This window comes from Streptomyces nymphaeiformis (genome assembly GCF_014203895.1).
Classification (GTDB): domain Bacteria; phylum Actinomycetota; class Actinomycetes; order Streptomycetales; family Streptomycetaceae; genus Streptomyces; species Streptomyces nymphaeiformis.
Map to the genome: position 1 here is coordinate 1 of NZ_JACHJY010000014.1, position 21,596 is coordinate 21,596.

Genomic DNA, 21,596 nt, shown 5'->3' on the forward strand with positions numbered 1-21,596 from the left:
ACTCTTCCGGATAAGGCTTCGGCACAGCGACATCCTTCCCACCTGCCCCACAGGGCAAGCCACTTCAGATGTCACCCGATCGTGCGGCAGACCCACTCACTGGTCTGCACGATTCGGTGACGTTCATGCGGGGAGGGTGTCTCCGGGGAAGCCGTGGCACGCGTGAACCTCGCAGCGCATCATCCCGGCTCGCACACAGGGGTCCCCCGCCATGATTTCCGCGGCTTCCTCGGCCGGCACGGTCATGATCGCGATGCCGGCCACAGTGGCGGAGGCGACCGGGCACAGGACAGCGATCACCCCCTCAGCGCGCAGCGACACCATGCGTCGCTGGTGTTCGAGTTCGATTGCGCCCGCGCCGTCCATGGTCCGCTCCGGCCCCCACTCAAGGAGCGCCAGGCTGTAGGGCTTCGCGGTCGCGGCCAGAGCCCGAATCTGTTCGTCGGTCACGGTCGTGCTCATGATGTCTCCTTACTTCTCGATCCTCTCGGCCAACGAGACGATGATGCCTTCGGGCCCGCGGACATAGGCCATCCGCCACACGCCCTCGTATTCGCCGATGCCTCCCACAAGGCCGTAGCCGTCGTCCGCGGCACGGTCGACCGCAGCTTGGAGGTCGTGCACTTCGAATGCGACGTTGCGCAGGCCCAGCTCGTTGGCCGACGCGGCAGGCGAACCCGGGAGGTGGGCCGGCCGCGTGAAGCTCGAGAGCTCCAGCGTCGTACCTCCGCCGGGCATTCGCAGCATGACGATCTCGGTGCGGGCGTCGGTCATGCCGATCACCGTGTCCAGGAACTCGCCTTCGATGACCGACTTCCGATCGGCCTCCAGACCGAGGCTGACGAAGAACGCCGTCACGGCGTCGAGGTCAGCGACGGTGATCCCGACGTGGTCGAAGCGCCTTACGAATGTCATCGGACCCCTGGAGGATTCTTGAGGAGAGGCTGAGGAAGGTAGCCTCTCAGGTTCTTCAAGGGAACCCCACCCGCTCTTGCGATGCACGCATCTGACGCCGCGCGCGGATCCACCAGGAATCGCGGGACAGCCCTTACGAGCTCGTGCACGGTAAGCGGTGAGACGTCAAGGGCTTCGGTTGCACCGGTGCTCACCCTTGTCGTCGAGGTTCCAGGTCCACGGTCTGCTGGTGGGAGAGCAGGCCGGCGACGGCCTGGACCGTATCGCTCATGTGCTCGCGGCGGCCGAGGTGGCGGGCCAGGGCCCGCCAGTTCTTGAGGTGGGCGATGCCGTGCTCGACCCGGATACGGCGGGAGGAATGAGCCTTGCGCTGCCGTTCGTACATCTCCTCGTACCAGTCCGGTGCGTTCTTCTTGAACTTGCGGTGCGGTGGCGTCACCACGCGCCCGCCGGTCTGGGCACCGAGGCCCTGGTAGCCGGCGTCGGCGAGGATTTCCACCGCTGGGCCGTCCGCCAGGAGCTTGACCAGGCCCAACTGGCGAGCATGGGTGATGTCCGCGCAGCTGCCTGGCCTGGCCGGACTACAGAACAGCACCCGCCCGTTCTGGTCGGTCAGGACCATGGTCTTGACGGCGTTCTGCTTGTTCTTCCCGGAGATGAAGGCGTCCCGGTCCTTGCGGCCGGCGGCCGGGCGGCGAACCTGGATCTCGGTGCCGTCGATGATGCCGGTCTGCCCACTGGCGCCGAGGTGGTCGATGACTTCGGCCAGCGTTCGCAGCCGGACGCCGGGGCTGATCGTGCACCCCCGCTCGGCGAGCAACGGCCGCACCTCGCCGATGGCCCGGGTGATGGTGGAACGGTCCATGCCGAACCAGCAGGCCAGCAGGTCATGGGTGACTCCGTGACGGAGATGGATGAGCGTGGCCAGGAGCCGGTCGACGAACACCAGCCGGTACTTCGCGCCGGCGCCCACAGCCCGCTTCCGCGGCCGAGAGACCAGCCTTGCCTGATGACGCTCATGCCATAACGGGCCCACCTCCGCCATGAGTTCAGCGATCGCACCGTCCGACAGCCCCGTGATCCGGCGATTGCCGACGATCACTGCGCGAATCACGGTCCCCACCACCCGACCATGGTCGACCATCCGGGGCTCGACGTCTCACCGCTTACCGTGCACGAGCTCGTTAGGCGCGAGGCGCGGAGTCGGTGATCGAGAGGCTCAGTCCGTCGGTCAGCCACGCGTGGGCCGCAGTCATGTTCAGGGAGCGCCCGCCGGTGACGGTGTCCAGCAGACCCCAGTAGCGGCGCAGACGCGGGTCGAAGCCCGACGACCTGGAGACCAGCGCGTGCAGGAAGCGACGGAAGGCCGGGGTGTCCGACTCCCTCCGAGCTCGCGCGTGGGCGGACACGAACGCGTCGACCGCCTCCCCGGGGCCCGGCGGGAGCCCGGCCCTCACAGCAGCGGCCGTCAGAGCGGCCGCCTCGTCTATCTCGCCGTAGAAGGCGGGGGCGTCCCGCATCTCCTCCGAGTGATCCCTCGTCCAGCGCGTGAAACCGGGCGTGGAAACCAGCACGTGGAGCTCTGCGTAGGCCAGTGCCGCGGCGGGCGAGGGATCGTGCGAGGGCTCGGGCGACAGCATGGCGACCATGAGGTCGAGCCGCCGCTTCGGCATCTCCGCGGGCAGCTCGCGGTACCAGTGATCGGTGAGGGTCCGCCGCGCCTGCGGAAGCCGCTGCACCCGGGCGAGGATCTCCAGGCGCCGCAGCCGCTCGCCGTCCACGCAGTCGTCGAGGGCGCGAAGTGTGGCCTGCCGCCATCGCAACTGCGTCAGCTGCTCCTGAACGGCGTCGAGTTCGGCCGCTACGAAATCGCTGAGAGCCTGCTCCCCGCTCGCCACCCGCGCAACAGCCGCGATCGGGGTGTCCAGTGCCCGCAAGCGCCTGATCAGCCCGATTCGCTCCCACGCCTCTGGGCCGTAGCGCCGGTGACCCCCGCTGCTGCGCTCCGCGACCGGCAGCAGACCGCTGTCGGAGTAGTAGCGCAGGGTCTTCACTGCGATCCCTGTCCCGGCGGCGAGTTCACCGATGCTCCATGTGCGGTGCGTCACAGACCCTTGAACCTCCAGTGCGCGGGAGCTTCTAGCGTACCGAGCACCGGCCGCCTCCGGACGGCCCATCGAGACAGGGGAGCACGCATGACCTCGATCCCACCACCGCGCCCGCGTACGCGAGTCGGCTTGCGCGCGCACAGCGTCCGCCTGCTGCGCGCGGCCGTTCTGCTCGCCGTCACGGTCGCGTCCGTCACGACCGCGGCCGCCGAACCGCCGCGCGCCGACGGAGTTCGTACGGGGACCCTCGTACGGACCGATCACGGCCTGATCCGCGGCGCCGCCCACGGCTCGTACGTCACCTTCGACGGCATCCCTTATGCTGCACCGCCCACGGGCCGCCTGCGCTGGCAGGAGCCCGCGCCGGCGCCGACATGGCGGGGAGTGAGGGACGCCACGGCCCCCGCCCCGCGCTGCGTACAGATGCCGATGCCCGGCATGGAAGGGGTGAGCGGTTCCGAGGACTGCCTCTACCTCAACGTCACCGTGCCGTCGGCACGCCCGCCCGCCGGCGAACGGCGCCCGGTACTGGTGTGGTTGCACGGTGGGGCGTTCCTCGGCGGGTCCGGCGGCGACTACGGAGCAGAGCGGCTGGCCGTTCGCGGTGACACCCTCGTCGTCACGGTCAACTACCGCCTCGGCGTCTTCGGTTACTTCGGTCATCGGGCCCTGGGCTCCGCTCCGCCGTTCGGCCTCGCCGACCAACAGGCCGCCTTGCGCTGGGTGCGGGCGAACGCGGAGCGCTTCGGGGGCGACCCCGGCGCCGTCACGCTGTTCGGCGAATCCGCGGGTGCCCTGAGCGTCTGCGCGCACCTCACCTCCCCGCGCGCGGCCGGGCTCTTCCAAAGGGCGGTGCTGCAGAGCGGTTCCTGCCTCATGTCGTTCCCGCCCGGTGCCCTCGGCCCCGGAACACCGGCGTACGAGCCCTTCGCCACCGAACACGACGTCCAGGACAGCGGCGCCCGGGCCGCGCGACAACTCGGCTGCGCGGCGAACGACGATGCCCGAGTGCTGGCCTGCCTGCGCGAGCAGAGCACGGAACATCTCGCCACTACGCAACTCATGCAGTCCTTCAACCGCCCCGCCTTCGGCAACTCACTGCTCCCCACGGCACCGGGCGAGTCCCTCGCCTCCGGCCGCTTCCACCGGGTGCCGCTGCTCCAGGGCACCAATCACGACGAGATGCGGATGTTCGTCGGCCAGTCACTCACCGCGTACCCCCTCCGAACCGAGGAGGACTACCACGCCCGTCTCGACGACACCTTCGGCCCGGCCGGCGCCGCCGTGGCCTCGCACTACCCGGCGGCGCGCTACCCGACCCCGGCGCTGGCCTGGTCCGCGGCGCTGACCGACCGCTCCCTGGCATGCACCACGCTCCAAGCGGCCCGCGAGATCGCCACGAAGGCACCTCGGATCCCGCTCTACGGCTACGAGTTCAACGACCCGGACGCCCCTGTCCTGACCGGCCTCCCCACGCATGCCGACCTCCCCTACGGAGCAGCGCACGGCTTCGAACTGCCTTACCTCTTCTCCTCCGTTCCCACCCAGCAGCCCCTCACTGAGGCGCAGGGCACCTTGTCCGACCGCATGATCGACTACTGGGCGTCTTTCGCCCACACCGGGAACCCGAACACACCCGGCGCTCCGCGCTGGCCGGTCCTGCGCACCACGGGACCCGTACTGTCGCTGGCGCCCGGGCCCGGGGCGATCCACGCCTCCGACGCGTACGACGCGCACCACTGTGCCTTCTGGCACGGTGCGCACACGGCCGTGGGACCCGGCTTGAGCCCCTCGTAGCGCTTGGCATCAGGCCGCATTGCCCGCAGGTCTGGACGCGGTGGTGGCCCACGTCCCCATGGGCGACAGCACCCCGTGGAGCGGGGCCGCTCCCCAGGCCCTGGCCGCGGGCGCGGTGGTCGCCTTCGCCTGCGCCACCGTACTGACCGTCACCACAACGGTGGGCGGCGCTCGCACGGCTCGCCGGGACGGGCTCACGCTCGGCCCTGAAGCCGTGGCCCTCCCCTCCGTACGCGAAGTGCGGGTGCCCAGCCTCGAGGGCAGGACCGTGCAGGACCGTCTTCCAGCTGACGGACGGTGTGCGGCACGTTGTCGAGAAGGCCCCCTTCTGCGGGTGGACGAGGTCCCCGCGTTCGGGCACGGCAGCACATCGCCCTGCCGCAAACCGTCCTGTCAGCGAACTCACCGAGCTGGAGATCACCCTCCTCCGGGCATGGCGCCACACCGCGTTCGAGGCCACCCGGATCTGGACCAACCAGCAACTCGACGACGCATGGCCCCGTTCGACCTCCTCGCCCTGCTCCTCCCGCCCGACCGAGCGCCCTTCCCCCTCATCGACCACGACACTCTGCAGAGCCTTGACGCGCTCATGGGCCTCACAGCGTTGTACGGCCGTCTCGGCACCCTCCTCAACACCCCTGCACCAGAACCCGAAGACTCCCAGGACGAACACCAAGCACGCATTCTCCAAGCACTCTGTGATCACCGCGGCAACACCGAGGTCAGCAGCTGACCACCCCCCTCCCCGAACCTCCGCGCAAACGGACGCCTGACCGAGCTGGCCTGATGGTCGGCGGGCGAATGACATGGCCGTCCGTCACTCGTGTCAGTCCCAGCTCCACGGGGACTCCCCCGCCGCAACAGCTCTCACTGCGATCTGTGCTCCCTTCGAGGGACAGCCGCGGGTGGCGCATGCCTCCCTTGCTCGGCAGGGCGTGACACTCGACGGGTGCTCAGCAGCCTCCGCGACCGCGCGCTCCCCGATCACCAGCGAAGGACTCTGGAGGAGTTGGAGGGGGATCTAGACCTGTCGGCCGGGGACACCCGTGCGAAGCAGTCGGCGTTCTGGTCCATGCTGTTCCTGTCGGCTGTCATCGCGGCCGGCGGAGTGCTGACGGATTCGACGGCCACGGTGATCGGCGCGATGATCATCGCGCCGCTGTCCACGCCGATCATGGGAATCGCCCTCGGCGCCGTGCAGCGCCGGCGGTCGACGGCGGCTCTGTTCGTCGCCGCCGGCGGGATGCTGGTCGTGGTGCTCGGAGCCTTGTTCTCTCTGGTGCTGCCCGCCTCCTACGACCTGCTGTCCAACAGCCAGATCTCCAGTCGCACCTCGCCCGGCCTGATGGACCTGGTGGCCGCGCTCGCCACCGGTTTCGCAGGCGCTCTGGCACTCTCCCGCCGGGACGTCGCCGCGGTCCTGCCCGGAGTGGCGATCGCCATCTCGCTGGTGCCGCCGCTGGTGGTGACCGGCGTCTGCCTCGGGCAGGCCGCGTGGTGGCTGGCTCTGGGATCGTTCGTCCTGTTCGTGTCGAACCTGCTGGCCCTCGTGTTCGCCGGCATGGTGGTGTTCGGAGGCCTGGGCTACGCGACGGCCGACCGCCGAAAGGAGACGGGCGGCGTACGCAGGACCTACCTGGCGCTCGGCCTGCTGTTCGGTGCGGTCGGCGTGCTGCTGGTGGCGAACACCGCGGCCACCATTCTGGTGCAGCTGTGGACCACACGCGCCACGAACAGCGCCACGCAGTGGCTGGCAGCATCGCCCGGCGCGTCCGTCGTCAACGTCAGCGCGCAGTCACGAACCCTCTACATCCAGGTCCGCGCGCCGGGAGACCTGCCCCCGGTCGAGACGCTCCTCGCCGACCTCCAGGGGCAGATCCCCGACGGAGTGCCCGTCGTGGTCGTCACCAACGAAGGCCGCCAGGTCCAGGCCGGACGGGTCGGAGACTGACCCACTGTCCGGGCGTGCGAGTCCTTCGGTGATCTTCCGCCCCGCCGTGCCCCACGGTCTCGCTGCCGTGGCTGTTCACACGACCTCGTCGCGCCGGGCCATCCCGGTCGCACTCCCGGACCCGGCTGACGGCTCGGGCGTATGCCGTTCGACTCGACATCGGCCTCGCGGACGAGCCACCGCAGTCGTCGCGATGTCCGGCTTTCGCCGCCCTCGCTGAGGAGTCTGCGGTGTGCGAGGGGCGTGGTCCGGCCGAGGATCAGCTGGTGCGTTGCAGTGCCGGCGGGGTCCATTCGCCGGTGAGGGCGGGCGAGTGGGGCCAGTAGAGGCGCAGGAAGACGTTGAAGTTGCCCGCGGGTGCGGGGAGCCAGTCGGCCTCGCGGTCCGGGCCGGGATCGGCGTGCTGGACGTAGATGTCGAGTGAGCCGTCCGGGTTGGTACACATGTTGCTGCGGTCGCCGATCGCGTAGCGGTTCAGCGGGTTGTCGACGAAGAACTGGCGCTCGTTCATCATCGTGAGGGACCAGAAGCCGTCCACCGGCGGGGTGTTTCCGGTGTCGAAGTGGAGTACGCAGGGTGGGCGCCGTCGAGGGGCCGGCCGTCGGCGTCGGTGGTGGCGTGCGGGTACAGGGCGTCTGCTGCGGGAACTCGTTTCCGTCGCCGGCCAGCAGCAGGGTCAGGGACTCGAAGGTCTGGTTGACGGTGGCCCGGCCCTGCGGGCGATCCGGAACGCGGGCGGGACCGGCAGCTCGGCCACCACCCGGCCGGTGCGCGAGTAGCGGCGGATGGCCGGCGCCGTCTCGTCGGTGACGAGATAGCTGCCGTCCCGGTCGACGACCACGCCTTCGGAGTCGAGCACCTTGCCCGTTCCGTCGGCGAGCGGCAGCCGGGCCGTGGCCGTCGCGGTGGGGGTACGGCCGGACGCCACCTTCAGCCGGTACAGCACCGACTTGTCGGACACCGCGGCGACCGTGCCGTCCCGGTCTAGCGCGAGGCCGGAGATCCCGCCGACCAGCTTCCCGTCGAGGGCGGCCTTGTCGAGCGCGTCCGAGAAGCCGGCCACGGACATGCACGGGGAGCAGGCGTGGTCCCCAGGACGGCGGCAGCCGTCGGGGCGGGCAGCATGGAGAGCACGGCTGTGGCCACCTTGGCAGGCAGGAGTGTGCGAAGGCGCATGAGGCCTGTTCCTTCTGATTCGGCGGTTCGAACGGTTCGGCAGTCGGGTGCGAACAACTGCTGAACAGCCATATGGCGAATCGAAACAAACAGGAAGGAAGAGCGGAGACTTGGCAGCGAATCCGCCAACTCCCTTTCATGTGCTGAAGTGCCCCCGCCGGGACGGGGGCACTTCGCGGAATGGCGTGCCGCTGAGTCGGCAGATGGTCAGGTCAGTCGAGGGGAAGAGCGAGCAGGGCGTTCTCGATGAGTTCGGGCATGGCAGGGTGGATCCAGTACTGGCCGGTGGCCATGGCGCGGGCATCCAGACCGAAGGCCATGGCCTGGACGAGCGGCTGGATCAGCGTCGGAGCCTCGGGGCCGATGATGTGCGCGCCCAGGATCTCGCCGGTGGCCGGATCGGCCAGGACCTTGGCGAAGCCGGTGGCGTCCTCCATGGCCCAGCCGTACGCGATGCCGCTGTACTCGCGCATCGCCGTCACGTACGGGCGGCCGGACGCCTGGGCCTCCTGCTCGGTCAGGCCGACCGCGGCGATCTTCGGCGAGGAGAAGACGGCGTGCGGGACATGCCGGTGGTCGGTGGCGCGGAGGGCGTCGGGGTGGAGCAGGTTGTGCTGGACGACTCGGGCCTCGTGGTTGGCGACGTGCTTGAGCTGCCAGGGCGAGGAGACGTCGCCGAGTGCCCACACCCCGGGCACCGAGGTGGCCTGGTGCGCGTCCACGGTGATCCGGCCGTCGGCGTGGAGGTCGAGCCCGCCGGCGGCGGCGTCCACGAGGTCGGAGTTGGGCCGACGACCGACGGCCACCAGCAGCTCGTCGGTGTCGACGCTCTCCGCTCCCTGGGGACCTTCCAGGTCGAGACGCAGCGTGCCGTCCGGGCTCCGGTCGGCGCCCACCAGTTTGCGGTTGAGCCGGACGTCCCACTGGTCCTGGGCGAGTTCGGTGAAGCGGCGTGCGACGTCGGCGTCCTCGTGCCGCAGCAGGAGGTCGCCACGGGCGATCAGGGTGATCTCCACGCCGAGGGAGGAGAAGACGTGGGCGAGTTCGGTGGCGACGAACCCCGAGCCGAGGACCGTCATGCGGCGCGGCAGCGCCTCCAGGCGCATGACGCTGTCGCTGGTGTGGAAGCCGAGCGACTCGTCGAGGCCGGGCACGTCGGGCACGACGGGACGGCTGCCCGTCGCGACGACGATGCGGTCGGCCGTGAGCGTGATGGGCCCCTCGGCAGTGGCGACGGTCAGACGGCGCTCGCCGATGAACCGTGCGGTACCGCGGTAGAGGGTGACTTTGTCATGTCCGCTCGCGCGGTAGCGCTCGCCGCCTTGCGCGATCGGGTCGATGCGGCCGAAGACCCGGTCCCGTACGACGGGCCAGTCCACACCACGCAGAGCCAGGTCGACGCCCAGGGCCGCGCCGTGCTCGGGCGCCCGGGCGGTGTCGGCGGTGTGGACGAACATCTTCGTGGGGATGCAGCCGACGTTCAGGCACGTGCCGCCGTAGCTGTCCAGCGGGCCGATGCCCTTTTCGACGAAGGCGACCTTCCAATCCGCGAAACGCTCATCGACGATCGAGTTCCCGGAACCCGATCCGATGATGACAAGATCGAAGTGCTGCTCCACGAAAGGTCTCCTTATCGGGTCGCCGTGACGGCGCTGTCAGGAAGTCCGTGCCGGTACCGACCATGATGGCGTGTGCGGCGTGGTCCTCCCGCCGCGAGGGCTCCCGCTCAGCGCCGGATGCCGCCGTGGTTATTTCCCACCTCTCAGTCCAGCAGCTGCGTGAGACGCTTGAGGTCGTCGTGTACGGACTCCTTTTCCTCCGCGGTGAGGTGGACAGCGGTGGCTGCGGCAAGCGCGGACATCGCGGCGTCTCCATCGCCGAGACGAGTGGCAACGTCGGCACGCAGCACGAGAAGACGCAGCAGTTCCACGGGCGTGGGCCGCTCGTCCCGTAGACGCAGCGCCCGGTCGATGATCTGCGCGGCGCCCGTCAGGTCCTCCTTGGAGTCGGCAAGGAGGGAAGCGTGGTGCACCGCCCGGGCGAAGGTCCCTTTGGGGGCCGGGCGGTGGTGCTGGTCGTCGCTCATCTGCTGCCCGATGCGGATGCAGTTGCCGCCTGGATCGGTCATGAGGAACTGCCGCACACCGTGTGACGCGTTCTTCAGCGGTCCGATGCGCGGCAGCCCGCGGTTCGGTACTCGCCCGTACGCCGCCTTCAGTCGGGTCCGAAAGGTCTCGTGCAGCCCGTCGATGTCGTCGGTCTGGACGATGCAGGTACTGAACGACGCGGTCGGCTCGTAGTGCTTCATCCCGAAGAAGTGCAGCTGTATGCCTCCGCATTGGACGACTGCGTACGGACTGGGGCTCTTCTGCTGGAAGGTCACCTCGAACCCGAGGGTCGTATAGAAGTCGAGAACGGGCTGGATGGTCCGACACGGCAGGATCGGCATCGTCTTCTCGCTCATACCGAGCACTCTAGTCAAACTTGAATAGAAGACCGAGGGGTACGTCAGCGACGCGCGTACCGGCCCTCGGTGCCCGGGGGATCGTTTCGCCTCCGTCGGCAGAAGCAGCCTCGGCAGAAGGCTGCCTGCGGCAGCACGGCGAGCGCATCACCTACGCCCTTCTTGCCGTCGCCGTCGGCCTGCTTGCCGCCGGCGGAGCGCTGAGCCTCACCGACTCCCGCTCCGTGGAGGAGCACACGATGGATGAGGCCGCCTGAACGGGCCGGTTGCCGACATGGCGACCGGCCGGGTGTCCGTAGCCGGCTGCGGGCGGCGAGGGCGGTCGGCCGGTTTCCGTATCGGCGACCGGCCGACATGGTCACGCAGGGGCGGCTGTTGTGGTTGCCTGTGGGACCAGCGCCCAGGTCGAAGGAGTATCCGATGAGCAGTGCCCCTGTTCCCTTCCAGGTGTACGAGGCGGGAACGTACCTGCACGGGACGAAGGCGGACCTCGCTCCGGGGGATCTGCTGGTTCCCGGATACGCGTCCAACTACGAGGAGGGTCGCGTGTCCCGGAACGTGTACTTCTCCGAGACCCTGGACGCCGCCGTCTGGGGTGCCGAGCTCGCCGCCGGTGACGGCGCGGGACGGATCTACGTCGTGGAGCCGACCGGTCTCGTGGAAGACGACCCCAACGTCACCGACAAGAAGTTCCCCGGCAACCCGACCCGCTCCTACCGCACGAGCGATCCCGTGCGGATCGTTTCGGAGCTCAAGGGCTGGGTCGGACACTCCCCCGAACAGATCAAGGCCATGCAAGAGGGGTTGGCCGGCCTTCGACGCCGCGGCGCCGCCACGATCCTGGACTGACGCACGTCGGCGCCGCAGGGGGGTCGCACGGGACCGCCGGTGAACCGGCTCCGGTGGGCGACCCTCCCGAGCGCCTCGAGGAAACGGCCCGGCCGGCTGCCTTCGGCCGGCCGATGCGTTCGATCCCGCGTCATCGGCCGCCGGGCCGGCTCGCCGGCTCCGGGGTGTCTGTCACGAGCTCGGGCTCCATGCCCTCGGCCGGGGTGGTGAGGGGGCGGCCGGTGTCGCCGCGCCAGGCCTCGAAGGCGAGGGGCGTCGCACGCGTGCGGGTGGCGCACCACGACAGCCCGCCGGATGCTGTGGGGGGACGGGACGGGGACGGGCTTCGCCGACTCCTTCCGGGGGTGTGGCAGCAGGGCGGCCTTCACGAGGGCCAGCGTGCACGCGCCGTTCACCATCCCTCCGACCACGTCGGAGGGATGGTGCATGCCACGGTAGACGCGGGAGGCCGCCACGAGCAGCGGGATCACAAGGAGCAGGGTCATCACGACGCGGCCCCACACGCCGTGCAGGCCTCGGGAGGCGAGGACGGCCAGTCCTCCGAAGAGGGCGACGGAGGCCCCGACATGACCGGAGGGAAAGCTGGCCGTGGGGGTGCCGGGTCCAGGTGGGGCACGTCGGGGCGCTCGCGTTCCACGACGAGGGTGACGAGCAGGAAGACGGCGGACTACGCTGCCACCGCGACCGCGACCGCGACCGCGAGGAACGCCGCTTCCCGCCACCGGGGCACATGGGGCGCCAGGAGCAGGGCGGCCGTGCACAGGGCGGCGAGTGTGATCACGCTCCCCGTGCCGGCCAGGAGCGACGCTCCGTCGGTGAGGGCGGTGGCGAGAGGGGTGCGATGGGCGGCGAGGGCTCGGTTGACGCCGTCCTCCGCCGACAGCAGCCAGCGGTGTGCCAGGGGGCCGGTCAACAGCAGCCCCAGTGCGGCGACGGCGGCTGCCTGGACGGACAGCAGCAGGAGCGGGCGGCCGGGTCTGACTGCCTCATGCGGGATCGTCATTCGTGCCGTGTTACCTGCCGAGCGCCGGTCAAACGCCCGGTGGGCGTTGCGGCCGTCACCGAGCTGCGGACCGTGTGTGGGGGGTGCCCCTAATTCCTTCTTGAGGACCGCAGTGGTGCCGAGTGGCTTCAGGGCGGTGCTCGAGTGATGAGGTCCGTTACGCCTGCTCCGGCCCTGGCCCGTGAGGTCTTTGGGTAGATCAAGCGAACGGCCACGCCCCGGTGGTGGCAGTTCGTGAGTTCCGGATGGATGCCTTGGGTGCCCCAGGCAGCCGATGCCTGCACATAGAGCGGCAGCGTCCGGTTTCCCGTAGCTGTTACCACCGATCGCCTTGATCACTCGTTGGAGTGGTGGTGCGAGCCCGCTCCACGGTGACCTCTTGATACGCCCGAGCCGTCCGAGCTCCCGCATAGACCGAGGCCCGTGGGGTGCGCTGGTGCCACGAACGGCTAGTGAGGTGGCGGCCCGGCCTTTGCGGCCGAGGCCTGGAATTAGGTCGCTGCGTGGCCCTCATGCGCTCGTGACCAGCGCATACACCCACCTGGGGAGGGAACATCTTGATCTACTGCGGAACCGACTGGGCGGAGAAGACCCACAACGTCGCCCTTGTCGATGACAGCGGGCAGCTCGTGGCCAAACGGCACATCACCGATGACATGTCAGCCTACAAGATCCTGATCGCTCTGCTCGCCGAGCACGGCGATACAGAGGAATCCCCGATTCCTGTGGCGATCGAGACCTCCCGCGGCCTGCTCGTTACGGTCCTTCGGACCGGGAAGCGCCAGGTCTTCGCGATCAACCCCATGGCCGCCGCTCGCTATCGCGACCGGCACGCTGTCTCCCGCAAGAAGTCCGACCCCGGCGACGCCTTGGTCCTGGCCAACACCCTCCGCACGGACATGCATGCCCACCGGCCCCTTCCAAACGACTCCGATCTGGCCCGCGCCGTTGCCGTCCTGGCACGAGCCCGGCAGGACGCCACCTGGAACCGGCAGTAGACGTCCAACCAGCTCCACTCTCTGCTCCGCGAGTACTATCCCGCCGCCCTGGCCGCTGCCGCCAACTGGCAGAACGGCCTGTGCCGGCCCGAGATCCGCGAACTCCTCAAGACCGCCCCGACCTCTGCCGAAGCGGGCCGGCTGACTAGAACACAGATCACCGCCGTCCTCAAGCGGGCGGGCCGCAAGCGCGGCATCGAGGCGGACACAGAGCGGCTTCGAGAGGCCATCCGCGCCGACTGGGCCCGCCAGCCACCGCTGGTCGAAGACGCCCTAGGCAAGCAGATGCTTGCCCTTCTCCTCCAGCTGGAAGCTGCATGCACCGCTGTCGACAGCCTCGCCCAGTCGGTCGAGGAGGCCTTTTCCCAGCACGAGGACGCCGAGGTCATCCTCAGCTTCCCCGGACTCGGCAGCCAGCTCGGCGCCCGGGTCCTGGCCGAGATCGGCAATGACCGGCAACGGTTCGCCGACGCCCGCGGCCTGAAGGCTTACGCCGGTTCCTCGCCCATCACCCGGGCCTCCGGGAAGAAGTCCGCGATCACCCGCAGGTGGGTCAAGAACGACCGTCTCAACCACGCCGGATACCTCTAGGCATTCGCCGCTCTCACTTCCTCGCCCGGCGCCAAAGCGCACTACCGAAGGCGCCGTGACGACCATGGAGACTGGCATGCCTCTGCCCTGCGCAACCTCTTCAACCGGATGATCGGCCAGCTCCACCACTGCCTCCAGCATCACAAGCTGTTCGACGAGCAGGAGGCCTTCCCACCGGGCCAGTACTCGTTGAGAACGCGGCCTGACCTGCCAGGAAACTTGTCCGGGCCAGGCGGGAGCGCCGATGATCAGGGCATGAGACCAGAGGTCCTGACCTTCGTCGCCGCCGGCCCGCTGCCCGACTGGACGCTGAGGAGGAAGAGATAGATCGGCGTGTCACCCAGCTCGAAGCGATCAGCAAGCCGGTGATAGGAGAGGAAGCGGCTGCCCTCGTTGCCTGCTTCGCTCCCGACGACTGCTACGGGGTCGCCTGGACACTCCTGCACCTCATCGAGACCGGCCCCAACCCGGTCCTCAAGACCAAGCCAGCCCCAGACGCCAACGAGTGGCACCACCAGCTCCACGACCGTGCCGTGTTCGAAGAGCCCAACCCGACAACGTGACGCGTTAGAGACGTGAGGTGTCCTACCTTCTAGGCGGGTTGATCGGGCCGTTCGTAGGGTCTTGTCGCCTGGGGGTTCTGGGAGGGGCTACTGAGGTGTCGCCGCTCATGGCTGAACAGGCTTGGCCGCCCGGAACCCCACCGACGGCCGGGGCCGCTCATTGAGAGGTGCGAGTAGATCGCTGAGTAGGACAACGCCGGTGAGGTCGTCTGCACGAGAGAATCCGTACGACTCATCCGGGATCACGATTGAACCGCATCTGGGCCGGCATCGATGCCGGCAAGGGCCACCACCACTGCTTCGTCATCGACGGGGACGGCACCAAGCTGCTATCCAGGCGGGTGGCCAACGACGAGCCCGATCTCTTGCAGCTGATCACCGATGTTCTCGCCCTGGGCGACGAGGTGATCTGGGCCATCGACCTCGCCGACGGCGGGGCCGCCCTGGTCATCGCTCTCCTGCTCAATCACGACCAGCAGGTGCTCTACATCCCCGGCCGGACCGTGAACCGGGCCACGGCCGGCTAGCGTGGCGAGGGCAAGACCGATGCCCGCGACGCACACGTCATCGCCGGCCAGGCCCGCATGCGCCGCGATCTACAGCCGATCAGGCCCGGCGACGAAGCCATCATCGAGCTCCGTCTCCTCACCGGCCGCCGTGCCGACCTGGTCTGCGACCACACTTGAGCCGTCAACCGCCTCCGCGGCCTCCTGACCGGCATCTTCCCCGCGTTCGAGCGCGCCCTCGACCTGGGCAACCACGGCCCCTTGGCTCTCCTCACCGGCTACCAGACACCGGCGGCCATCTGCCGCCTCGGCGCCAGCCGCCTCGAACAGTGGCTGCGGAACAGAAAGCTCCGCTAGTGCGGAGCCCTGGCCCGCACCGCTGTGGAGGCCGCCGAACGGCAGCACATCAGCGTTGCCGGAGAGAAGACAATCGCAGCCATGATCGCCACCCTCGCCCGCGATCGGCCGGGCCTCTTTCTGGAGCGCCTCGCCCGTGTTCTCGGGCCGGGGCGACGCTCGCGCCCACCGTGCGGCGGACCAGCCGCCGCGACGGCAGCGCGGGACGGCGGGACGGTTGACCGCCGCGTACTCGTGAGGGCGCCGTCTGACACCTCAGGACGCCACGGAAACGGGCTACGGGCGACGGGCAGCGGGATGCCTCTCGCCGACTGAGGAGACGCCCGCCTACTCGAGCGGCAGGCGCACGGTGATGCTCTTGCCGCCCGGTTCGCGCCGCGCTTCGACGCTCTGGGCGACGGCCATGACGATCTCCAGCCCGTGCTGCCCGGCCCTTCCCGTGCCCTCGCCGCCTGAACGCCTCCCGCACCGCTCTGTGGCGGGAACGGGGCGGGAGCGCATGGAGGAAGGGGCTCGCGTCGAGCGCCGCCGGCGTCCGTCACGAACCCCCGTCCCGGCCCCAGCCAGGCAATCAGTCACTGACCGGCGTGTCCCGGCTCCCTGCGCATGCCGACCGGGATCCGTCGCGTGTGCACGTGCGAGGCGGCGACGCGGCCGTCAGGGGGCCCAGGGCGCGAGCATCTCCTTCATCGCGTCCGTCATGGCGAACTGCAGCAGGGGGCCGTAGGTGATCCGTCCGACGCCGAGGCGGCGGAAGCGTTCAAGATCGTGCCTGACCGGGTGGGCTGTGGTGTTCACCGGAATGGCCACGGCCGCGATCACGGCGGTGAGCAGGTCGTCGTCGTCCTGGATGCTCACCGGGTAGACGCTGTCGGCGCCTGCCTGCTCCATCGCCTTGAGCCGCTCGATCGCCTCGTCCAGCACGTCGGCGGCCTTGCCGGCGTTCTGGAACAGGTCGGTCCGTCCGTTGACCCAGACCGGGATTCCCGCGTCGTCGGCCGCCGCGCGCAGTCCGGCGATGAAGTCGGCGTGCTCCTGCGTGCTGCGCATGCGTCCGCCGTCCGAGTGGACGGTGTCCTCCAGGTTGAGGCCGACGCCGCCGGCCTCGGTGAGTCCGGCGACGAGATCCGCGGGCCGCTGTCCGTAGCCCGCCTCCAGGTCCACGGACACGGGAACGTCGACCGAGTCGGTGATGCCGCGGACAGCGGCGAGCACTTCCTCGAAGGTCTGCCCTTCGTGATCGTCGGCCCCGCGCGAGTCGGCGAGCGGATGGCTGCCCACGGTCAGCGCCGGGAACCCGGCGGCGACTGCCGTACGCGCGGACCAGACGTCCCACACGGTCGGCAGCACGAGCGGCTTGTGTTCGGCGTGCAACTTCTTGAGGAGTTGGGCACGTTCCACGGTCGTACGAAAGTCCATAAGAGGACGCTATCCCCATATCGCCACAAAACGGCGCCGACGGGGCACTGGCGTGTGTGGAGAGTCCCGGCATGGCCCTCTGGCGAGTGGGTGGTGGCCGCGCACGCGTCAACTCCGCCGTACGGAAACGGGAGGTTCCTGTCCACGCCCCCGGCCTCTCCGGGGCGCGCGTGCGGCGGTGGCCTGCCGCGGAGCCACCGGGCTCCCTGTGGGAGTCCGAAGGGGCCGGGCCCCTGGAGCGGCGATCCCCATCGGCCTTGCGGACACCGGGCCGGTCGGCGCCGGCACCGATCGGTGCTGGGCCGGGGTCGGTGCCGGGTTCGGTGCGCGCCCCGAAGGCCCCGACCAGAGCTGACGTGGCGACAGGCGGTGACCCGCTCCGCATCACGCCGATCGCGGTCGGTCGGCCCGTCCTGCCTTCAACTCCTCCAACTCCTCTTGCCAAATGTCTGACTGCCCGCTGCCGATGGCCATGGTCCCAACCGTGGTCCCGGCCGCGCACGGGCGGCGTTGGCATCAGGGGCCAGCCCTCCACGAGTGAAGGCGAGTTCCCCGCGATGGCCGATGACGCGTTTCTGTTCCTCCTGCACGAACGACACCCGCGACTCGGTGCGGCTCTGGCCGCAGTCGGCGATCTGGAGTGCTCCGAGACTCCGGCCGTGCACGGCCGGCTCCAGGCCCACGGCGTCTCCGCGTCTTCGGAGGAGGTCAGGATCCTGCCCTTCGATGCCGCGGAGTTCATCCCCGAGGGTGCCGAGCAGCTGCCGATCCCGCTGAGCCCGGACGAGACGGTGCGCGTGGAGCAGGCATGCGCGCCGCGGTCGGTCCCGACATGGAGACCGACCGAAGCCGCGTCGGCGGAGGTGTGGAGCACGGCGGTCACCAACGCAGGTTGTACGCAACGCTGATGCCGTCGCAGGTGGGCACCCGCTCGGCGTCGGTGCGTCGGCATGAGCACGCCGTCAGGAGAGAGTGGCGGCAGGGCATCGCTTCCGGGGGGGTTCACACCGCCGGAACGCCGGAGAAGCTCAGTGCCAGACGGTATTCCAGTCCTGGGTCGAGGAACCGCTGTCGTTCATGTCGATGTTCGACAGGATGCCGACCAGGATGAGCACCACAATGATCACCACGAGAACGGCCACCCAGAAATGGTCCGCGGCGGACGGCTCGTGTGGGCCTTGCGGTCGTTCCGGCCGGGCACTGTCCTCCTCGGCATTCCGGTTCTCGTCGTCGTTGTGCACGTCGGCCATGGACGCCCCCTCCCCCCGCCCCATGGCACCGCTCCGGGCAAGCCGCGTCAAGCCCTTTGCGTCAGGGATCCAGCCATGCCGCCAGACGACTGGTGGGAGCGATGTTCTCGTGCCGGAGAACCGAACAGGGCTGCTGGTCCGCCCTGCGCGGTGCTTGGCCCCTGCCGGAATGCGGCGTCCCCTCGTGATGACGTACTCGCGACCTGAGGACGATCGCGTCCACTACGGCGTAGTCCAGCTCCCGACCGGCGAAGTGCGGGCCCGGGGCTTTTCGCACCCTCTACGCCCGGGTGAACGCCCGGCTGGCGACGATGTTCGCGATCACCACGTAGACGACTGCGGCGATGCCGTAGTCGAGGATCACCTGGAGGGTACTCCCGGCCACGTCGAAGAGCCCGATCGACCAGCCGGCGAGCCAGTCGGCGGCGGAGTGGAACCAACCGACGACGATGTTGCCCCGGTTGGCGTCGAGCAGGTCCATGAGGATCCAGACGCCCAGGATGCCCGCGAGCACGTGGGCCACGATTCTTATGACGGAGTCGATGCCTCTCACGGGCTCCGTCTTGCCTGGAAGCTCCGTGGCCAACGGCCCCGTCGCGCCTCCTCCTGAGGGATCGTCTCCGCCGGGCAAGTGAAGCGGCGTCGAACCTGCCGGATGGACGAGGTGACCATCATTCCGCCCGCGACTTGAGTGGGAGCCGGCCGATGCGGCGGGTCACAGGGGCAGCGGGAAACCGGGATTCGGCGGCGACGCAGACGATGTCCGAGACATCGGGTTCCTTCGCGGTCCAGCGGTCGGTGGACGCAGTCCTGGGTCGGGAAGCACGGCTGGTCAGGGATTGACGACGGCCGCAGGCGAAGCCCGGCAGCCCTGCTGACCGGGCCCTGCCCGGGCACGACCTGGATCGGCCGGAGAACCGAGGGTTTCCCGGCCGGGGAAGTCTGCTGTTTCGGCCGGCGGCAGCCCGGACGAGCCGAAGACGACACGACGGCGGGCTGGTGCGGACGGCGCCCTCTGGTCGGCCGCGTTCACGGCGCCCAGCCTTCCGTCCCGGCAGATCTCACGCCGGCGCTGGCGGCCGAGAACACGGCGCCGCGCGATGATGGAGGCATGTCCGATCGTGACGACTTCCTGGTCTGGGTCAGGACCACGTTGTACGAGGCCGAGGCCGCACTGCACAACGGCGACCCCGCTCCCCGACGTGCGCTCTGGTCCCGCACCGAACCGGTGAGCGTCCTGGGTGCGTGGCGCAGCGCCGTGGGCCGCGAGGAGCTCGACGCCCTCTTCACGAGCCTCGCGAAGGCCTTCTCCGACTGCACCTCGTACGCCTTCGAACTGCAGGCCTACGACGTGAGCGGCGACATGGCCTACACCGTCGGTCTGGAACACACCTCCACGTCCGTGGACGGGCAGCCGCGCACGTACACCCTGCGCGCCACCCAGGTGTACCGCAGGGAAGACGGCGTCTGGCGCGTCGCCCACCGCCACGGCGACACCGTGACGGACTGACGGGTCTGGACGCACCCGACAGACCGGTGGGCCAATCGAGGCGTTCGGTCTCCGACGGCCCGAACCGCATCGCGCGCGGCCGAGTATCTGACGGTGCACGCGCTCAGCATGAAGGACCGCTCGCCGGCGGGGCTCTTCGGCGGGGGCTACCGCGAGATGCAGTGCCTCGGTCCCGGCCGCCCTGCCTGACGGCCACCCGTCCGGGAGGAGCACGCCTCGGTGCACTCGACCAGCGCGTTCCGAGACCCTGTCCGGCCGGTCGGAGGGTTGCGGCACCTGGCCCAGGTGGGTCCGGCAGAAGGGCGCCGCACGGCACCGTCCTGGCTGACGCAGCGCGGCGCACTGATGATCCCGTAGCGCGACGGAGGGACAGCCAAGACGCTCCATGCCGTCCCTGCTCAGCACCTACGAGGTGCGGGGGGCTCGACACCTCAAGCACTTCGGGGGCAGGCTTGACGGGTGGAGTCTGCGGCTGCACGGCTGCTCCGCACGGCAGGGTCACTCGCTCTACTCCTCTCCCCGACCCTGATGACCCTGCTGCTCACCGTCGGTAGCGGCGTCTTCCCTCCGGCAGCCCCGCCCGGAACGCTTCGCGGCCGGGCGGTAGCGAGTGACCAAGCCAGCAGCGAAGGCGCATCGCATGCCACGATCGGCTCTCATCCCCCTCTCCACCGGAACGCCGCCTTCTCGGGCAAGGGCCGCGGTCCTCGTCCTTCACGGCGGCCGCGCGGACGATGTACGGCCGCTTTCCCGGGTGAACCTTCCCGCGTGGCGGATGCGGCCCTTCGCCTCCGCGACAGCGGGCGCCACGGCACACGACGGAGTCCTCGTCGCCCACGTCCGCTACCGGCACCGCGGCTGGAACGGCGCCGACGCTCATCCCGTCACCGACGCCGGCCGAGCCCTGGACGAGCTGCGCGCGCTCGCCCACCCCGTGCCCGTCGTCCTGGTCGGCCACTCTCTCGGCGGTCGTGCCGCCCTGCGCGCTGCGGCCGGCGCTGATGTCGTGGGAGTCGTCGCACTCGCCCCCTGGTGTCCGCCGGGCGAGCCCACAGCGCATCTGCTCGGCCGTACGGTCGTCGCGCTCCATGACGAGGCCGACCGCGTCACCTCTGCCGCGGACACCTGGGCCTTCCTCGCCCGCGCCCGCACCGCAGGGGCCCACGTCGTAGGCATCGCGATGCCCAGCGGCGGCCACACCATGCTGCGTGACGCTCGCCAGTGGCATCGATGTACGGCGCAAGCGGTGACGGCTCTCCTCGGACTCACTCCCTTCCCTGAAGCACCGACGGACAGCGTCGATGTGCTGCCACGGTGCACCGGACCCTGACGCCCGTCGACAGCTGAAGCTGAAGCCGATCTCGCGCGCCGCAGCTCCGAACGCGTGAGGCGTGGCCCGTGAAGCTTCGGGCAGGCGAGCAGCCGCGCCGCCGTCTGCGGACCCCCACTCGTGGGCGGCTGCGGCAAAGGGTGGCTGGTGCGCCGTCTGTGGCCCCCCATTCCGCCGGCGGCGCAGGCCCCGATCGCCTGTCTCGCCGACGCCGCTGGGCGCGGAAGGGCCCCTAGAGCGTGTCGGAAGAGCTGAAGGCTGTGGTCCGGCCTGACAGTGTCGGGTCCCCGATCAGCTCGGCCGCTGAGTTCAGCGATTGGATCACTGAGCGGTCGGCGGCGGAGCGGGCAGAGCCGTTCACCTTCGTGGCCGGCACGGGCGGCGTGCTCCAGCTGGCGCCGCGGCGAAGCGAGCACGTGGCCTGTGCCAGCGGAGCCATGGTTCTGAGTGTCGGCGAGATCGGCTTCGTGCGCGAGGCGGACCGGTGGGCCGTGACTGAGGTCAGCAACCAGTCCACCAGGTACTGCCCGGACGTCACCTCCTGGCCGGAAGTCGCTCGGGCTCTGGCCGATGTAGGGCTCGGGCGACCCTCCGGCTTCACCCATGAGGTAGTGTTCCGGCGGTGCCCCGACTGCCAGGAGCACGACATCGTGCGCGAGGACGACTTCGTCCGCGTCTTCTGCGGCAGCGAGCTGCCGGAGGCATGGAACGTGGAACCCGCCGTATGACGGCCGGGGGGACAGCCACTCGTAGTCCTGGCAGCGGCGGACGCCGACGACGACATCGACCGAACCCTGTCGGCGGCCTCC

The 21,596-nt window shown here is 69.7% G+C and carries 20 protein-coding genes and 4 pseudogenes; 9 read left to right on the plus strand and 15 right to left on the minus strand.

The genetic code is table 11. From position 1 onward, the window contains the following. Positions 1 to 123: 123 nt before the first annotated feature. From GGE06_RS37505 to GGE06_RS37520, 4 genes are all read right to left on the minus strand, one after another. A complete protein-coding gene (locus GGE06_RS37505; protein ID WP_184932910.1) occupies positions 124 to 462 on the minus strand; it encodes a YciI family protein in 339 nt (112 codons plus the stop codon). A 9-nt stretch (positions 463 to 471) separates the two neighbouring features. Further along, positions 472 to 915: a VOC family protein gene (locus GGE06_RS37510; RefSeq protein ID WP_116165023.1), complete on the minus strand. Its 444-nt coding sequence runs from the start codon at positions 913 to 915 to the stop codon at positions 472 to 474. Between the two features lie 190 nt (positions 916 to 1,105). After that, positions 1,106 to 2,041, minus strand: coding sequence for a transposase family protein (locus tag GGE06_RS37515; protein ID WP_184932911.1), 936 nt, complete (start codon positions 2,039 to 2,041; stop codon positions 1,106 to 1,108). 58 nt (positions 2,042 to 2,099) lie between these two features. Beyond that, positions 2,100 to 3,023: a helix-turn-helix domain-containing protein gene (locus GGE06_RS37520; protein ID WP_181924815.1), complete on the minus strand. Its 924-nt coding sequence runs from the start codon at positions 3,021 to 3,023 to the stop codon at positions 2,100 to 2,102. Positions 3,024 to 3,152: 129 nt separating this feature from the next. On the opposite strand from GGE06_RS37520, the gene GGE06_RS37525 reads away from it, so the two are divergent. Together GGE06_RS37525 and GGE06_RS37530 are read left to right on the plus strand one after the other, a co-directional pair. After that, the gene (locus GGE06_RS37525) at positions 3,153 to 4,820 is read left to right on the plus strand and encodes a carboxylesterase/lipase family protein (protein ID WP_246532996.1); all 1,668 of its coding nucleotides are present in this window, start codon (positions 3,153 to 3,155) and stop codon (positions 4,818 to 4,820) included. Between the two features lie 949 nt (positions 4,821 to 5,769). After that, entirely contained in the window at positions 5,770 to 6,771 is a 1,002-nt protein-coding gene (locus tag GGE06_RS37530; protein ID WP_184932913.1) for a TIGR00341 family protein, read from the plus strand. Between the two features lie 259 nt (positions 6,772 to 7,030). Here GGE06_RS37530 and GGE06_RS37535 read toward each other — a convergent pair whose 3' ends face one another. The 4 genes from GGE06_RS37535 to GGE06_RS37550 form a co-directional block, all read right to left on the minus strand. Beyond that, positions 7,031 to 7,309, minus strand: coding sequence for a DUF1214 domain-containing protein (locus GGE06_RS37535; RefSeq protein ID WP_312883445.1), 279 nt, complete (start codon positions 7,307 to 7,309; stop codon positions 7,031 to 7,033). A gap of 138 nt (positions 7,310 to 7,447) precedes the next feature. After that, positions 7,448 to 7,840 carry an esterase-like activity of phytase family protein gene (locus tag GGE06_RS37540; protein WP_116165015.1) on the minus strand — a complete coding sequence of 131 codons (393 nt, stop codon included), beginning with the start codon at positions 7,838 to 7,840 and terminating at the stop codon, positions 7,448 to 7,450. Between the two features lie 319 nt (positions 7,841 to 8,159). After that, a complete protein-coding gene (locus tag GGE06_RS37545) occupies positions 8,160 to 9,566 on the minus strand; it encodes a mycothione reductase (protein ID WP_184932914.1) in 1,407 nt (468 codons plus the stop codon). Between the two features lie 143 nt (positions 9,567 to 9,709). Beyond that, positions 9,710 to 10,411 (minus strand): bleomycin resistance protein, encoded by a 702-nt coding sequence (locus GGE06_RS37550; RefSeq protein WP_184932915.1) that lies wholly within the window; start codon positions 10,409 to 10,411, stop codon positions 9,710 to 9,712. Positions 10,412 to 10,831: 420 nt separating this feature from the next. Here GGE06_RS37550 and arr point away from each other — a divergent pair, with 420 nt between their 5' ends. Continuing rightward, positions 10,832 to 11,260: an NAD(+)--rifampin ADP-ribosyltransferase gene (arr, locus tag GGE06_RS37555; protein WP_116165007.1), complete on the plus strand. Its 429-nt coding sequence runs from the start codon at positions 10,832 to 10,834 to the stop codon at positions 11,258 to 11,260. A gap of 374 nt (positions 11,261 to 11,634) precedes the next feature. Here the strand turns inward: arr and GGE06_RS44145 are convergent. Together GGE06_RS44145 and GGE06_RS37560 are read right to left on the minus strand one after the other, a co-directional pair. Next, a pseudogene (locus GGE06_RS44145) lies at positions 11,635 to 12,021 on the minus strand (phosphatase PAP2 family protein); the annotation flags it as partial. Continuing rightward, the gene (locus GGE06_RS37560) at positions 11,928 to 12,263 is read right to left on the minus strand and encodes a hypothetical protein (protein ID WP_184932916.1); all 336 of its coding nucleotides are present in this window, start codon (positions 12,261 to 12,263) and stop codon (positions 11,928 to 11,930) included. The pseudogene GGE06_RS44145 and the gene GGE06_RS37560, both read right to left, overlap by 94 nt. Positions 12,264 to 12,820: 557 nt before the next feature. On the opposite strand from GGE06_RS37560, the pseudogene GGE06_RS37565 reads away from it, so the two are divergent. Then, positions 12,821 to 14,029, plus strand: a pseudogene (locus tag GGE06_RS37565) (IS110 family RNA-guided transposase); the annotation flags it as partial. 71 nt (positions 14,030 to 14,100) lie between these two features. On the opposite strand, the gene GGE06_RS37570 reads toward GGE06_RS37565, so the two are convergent. Beyond that, on the minus strand, positions 14,101 to 14,376 hold the full coding sequence (locus GGE06_RS37570) for a hypothetical protein (protein ID WP_184932984.1): 276 nt from the start codon (positions 14,374 to 14,376) through the stop codon (positions 14,101 to 14,103). Positions 14,377 to 14,663: 287 nt separating this feature from the next. Between GGE06_RS37570 and GGE06_RS43080 the strand changes: the two are divergent. After that, positions 14,664 to 15,383 (plus strand): annotated as a pseudogene (locus GGE06_RS43080) (IS110 family transposase); the annotation flags it as partial. Between the two features lie 222 nt (positions 15,384 to 15,605). Here GGE06_RS43080 and GGE06_RS43085 read toward each other — a convergent pair. Both GGE06_RS43085 and GGE06_RS37585 read right to left on the minus strand, forming a co-directional pair. Next, positions 15,606 to 15,716: pseudogene (locus GGE06_RS43085) on the minus strand (ATP-binding protein); the annotation flags it as partial. 219 nt (positions 15,717 to 15,935) lie between these two features. Next, positions 15,936 to 16,697 carry an isocitrate lyase/PEP mutase family protein gene (locus GGE06_RS37585; protein WP_116165001.1) on the minus strand — a complete coding sequence of 254 codons (762 nt, stop codon included), beginning with the start codon at positions 16,695 to 16,697 and terminating at the stop codon, positions 15,936 to 15,938. Positions 16,698 to 17,254: 557 nt separating this feature from the next. Between GGE06_RS37585 and GGE06_RS37590 the strand changes: the two genes are divergently transcribed. After that, entirely contained in the window at positions 17,255 to 17,605 is a 351-nt protein-coding gene (locus GGE06_RS37590) for a DUF6003 family protein (RefSeq protein ID WP_184932918.1), read from the plus strand. Positions 17,606 to 17,725: 120 nt separating this feature from the next. Here GGE06_RS37590 and GGE06_RS37595 read toward each other — a convergent pair whose 3' ends face one another. Together GGE06_RS37595 and GGE06_RS37600 are read right to left on the minus strand one after the other, a co-directional pair. Further along, a complete protein-coding gene (locus GGE06_RS37595) occupies positions 17,726 to 17,947 on the minus strand; it encodes a hypothetical protein (protein WP_116164997.1) in 222 nt (73 codons plus the stop codon). A 280-nt stretch (positions 17,948 to 18,227) separates the two neighbouring features. Next, positions 18,228 to 18,500 (minus strand): hypothetical protein, encoded by a 273-nt coding sequence (locus GGE06_RS37600; RefSeq protein WP_184932919.1) that lies wholly within the window; start codon positions 18,498 to 18,500, stop codon positions 18,228 to 18,230. Positions 18,501 to 19,058: 558 nt separating this feature from the next. Between GGE06_RS37600 and GGE06_RS37605 the strand changes: the two genes are divergently transcribed. The 3 genes from GGE06_RS37605 to GGE06_RS37615 all read left to right on the plus strand — a co-directional run bounded on the left by GGE06_RS37605 (position 19,059) and on the right by GGE06_RS37615 (position 21,515). Beyond that, on the plus strand, positions 19,059 to 19,457 hold the full coding sequence (locus tag GGE06_RS37605) for a YybH family protein (protein WP_116164993.1): 399 nt from the start codon (positions 19,059 to 19,061) through the stop codon (positions 19,455 to 19,457). Positions 19,458 to 20,097: 640 nt separating this feature from the next. Further along, complete coding sequence (locus tag GGE06_RS37610) at positions 20,098 to 20,787, plus strand: alpha/beta fold hydrolase (RefSeq protein WP_184932920.1); 690 nt, start codon at positions 20,098 to 20,100, stop codon at positions 20,785 to 20,787. A gap of 239 nt (positions 20,788 to 21,026) precedes the next feature. Beyond that, the gene (locus GGE06_RS37615; protein ID WP_184932921.1) at positions 21,027 to 21,515 is read left to right on the plus strand and encodes a hypothetical protein; all 489 of its coding nucleotides are present in this window, start codon (positions 21,027 to 21,029) and stop codon (positions 21,513 to 21,515) included. Positions 21,516 to 21,596: the final 81 nt, after the last annotated feature.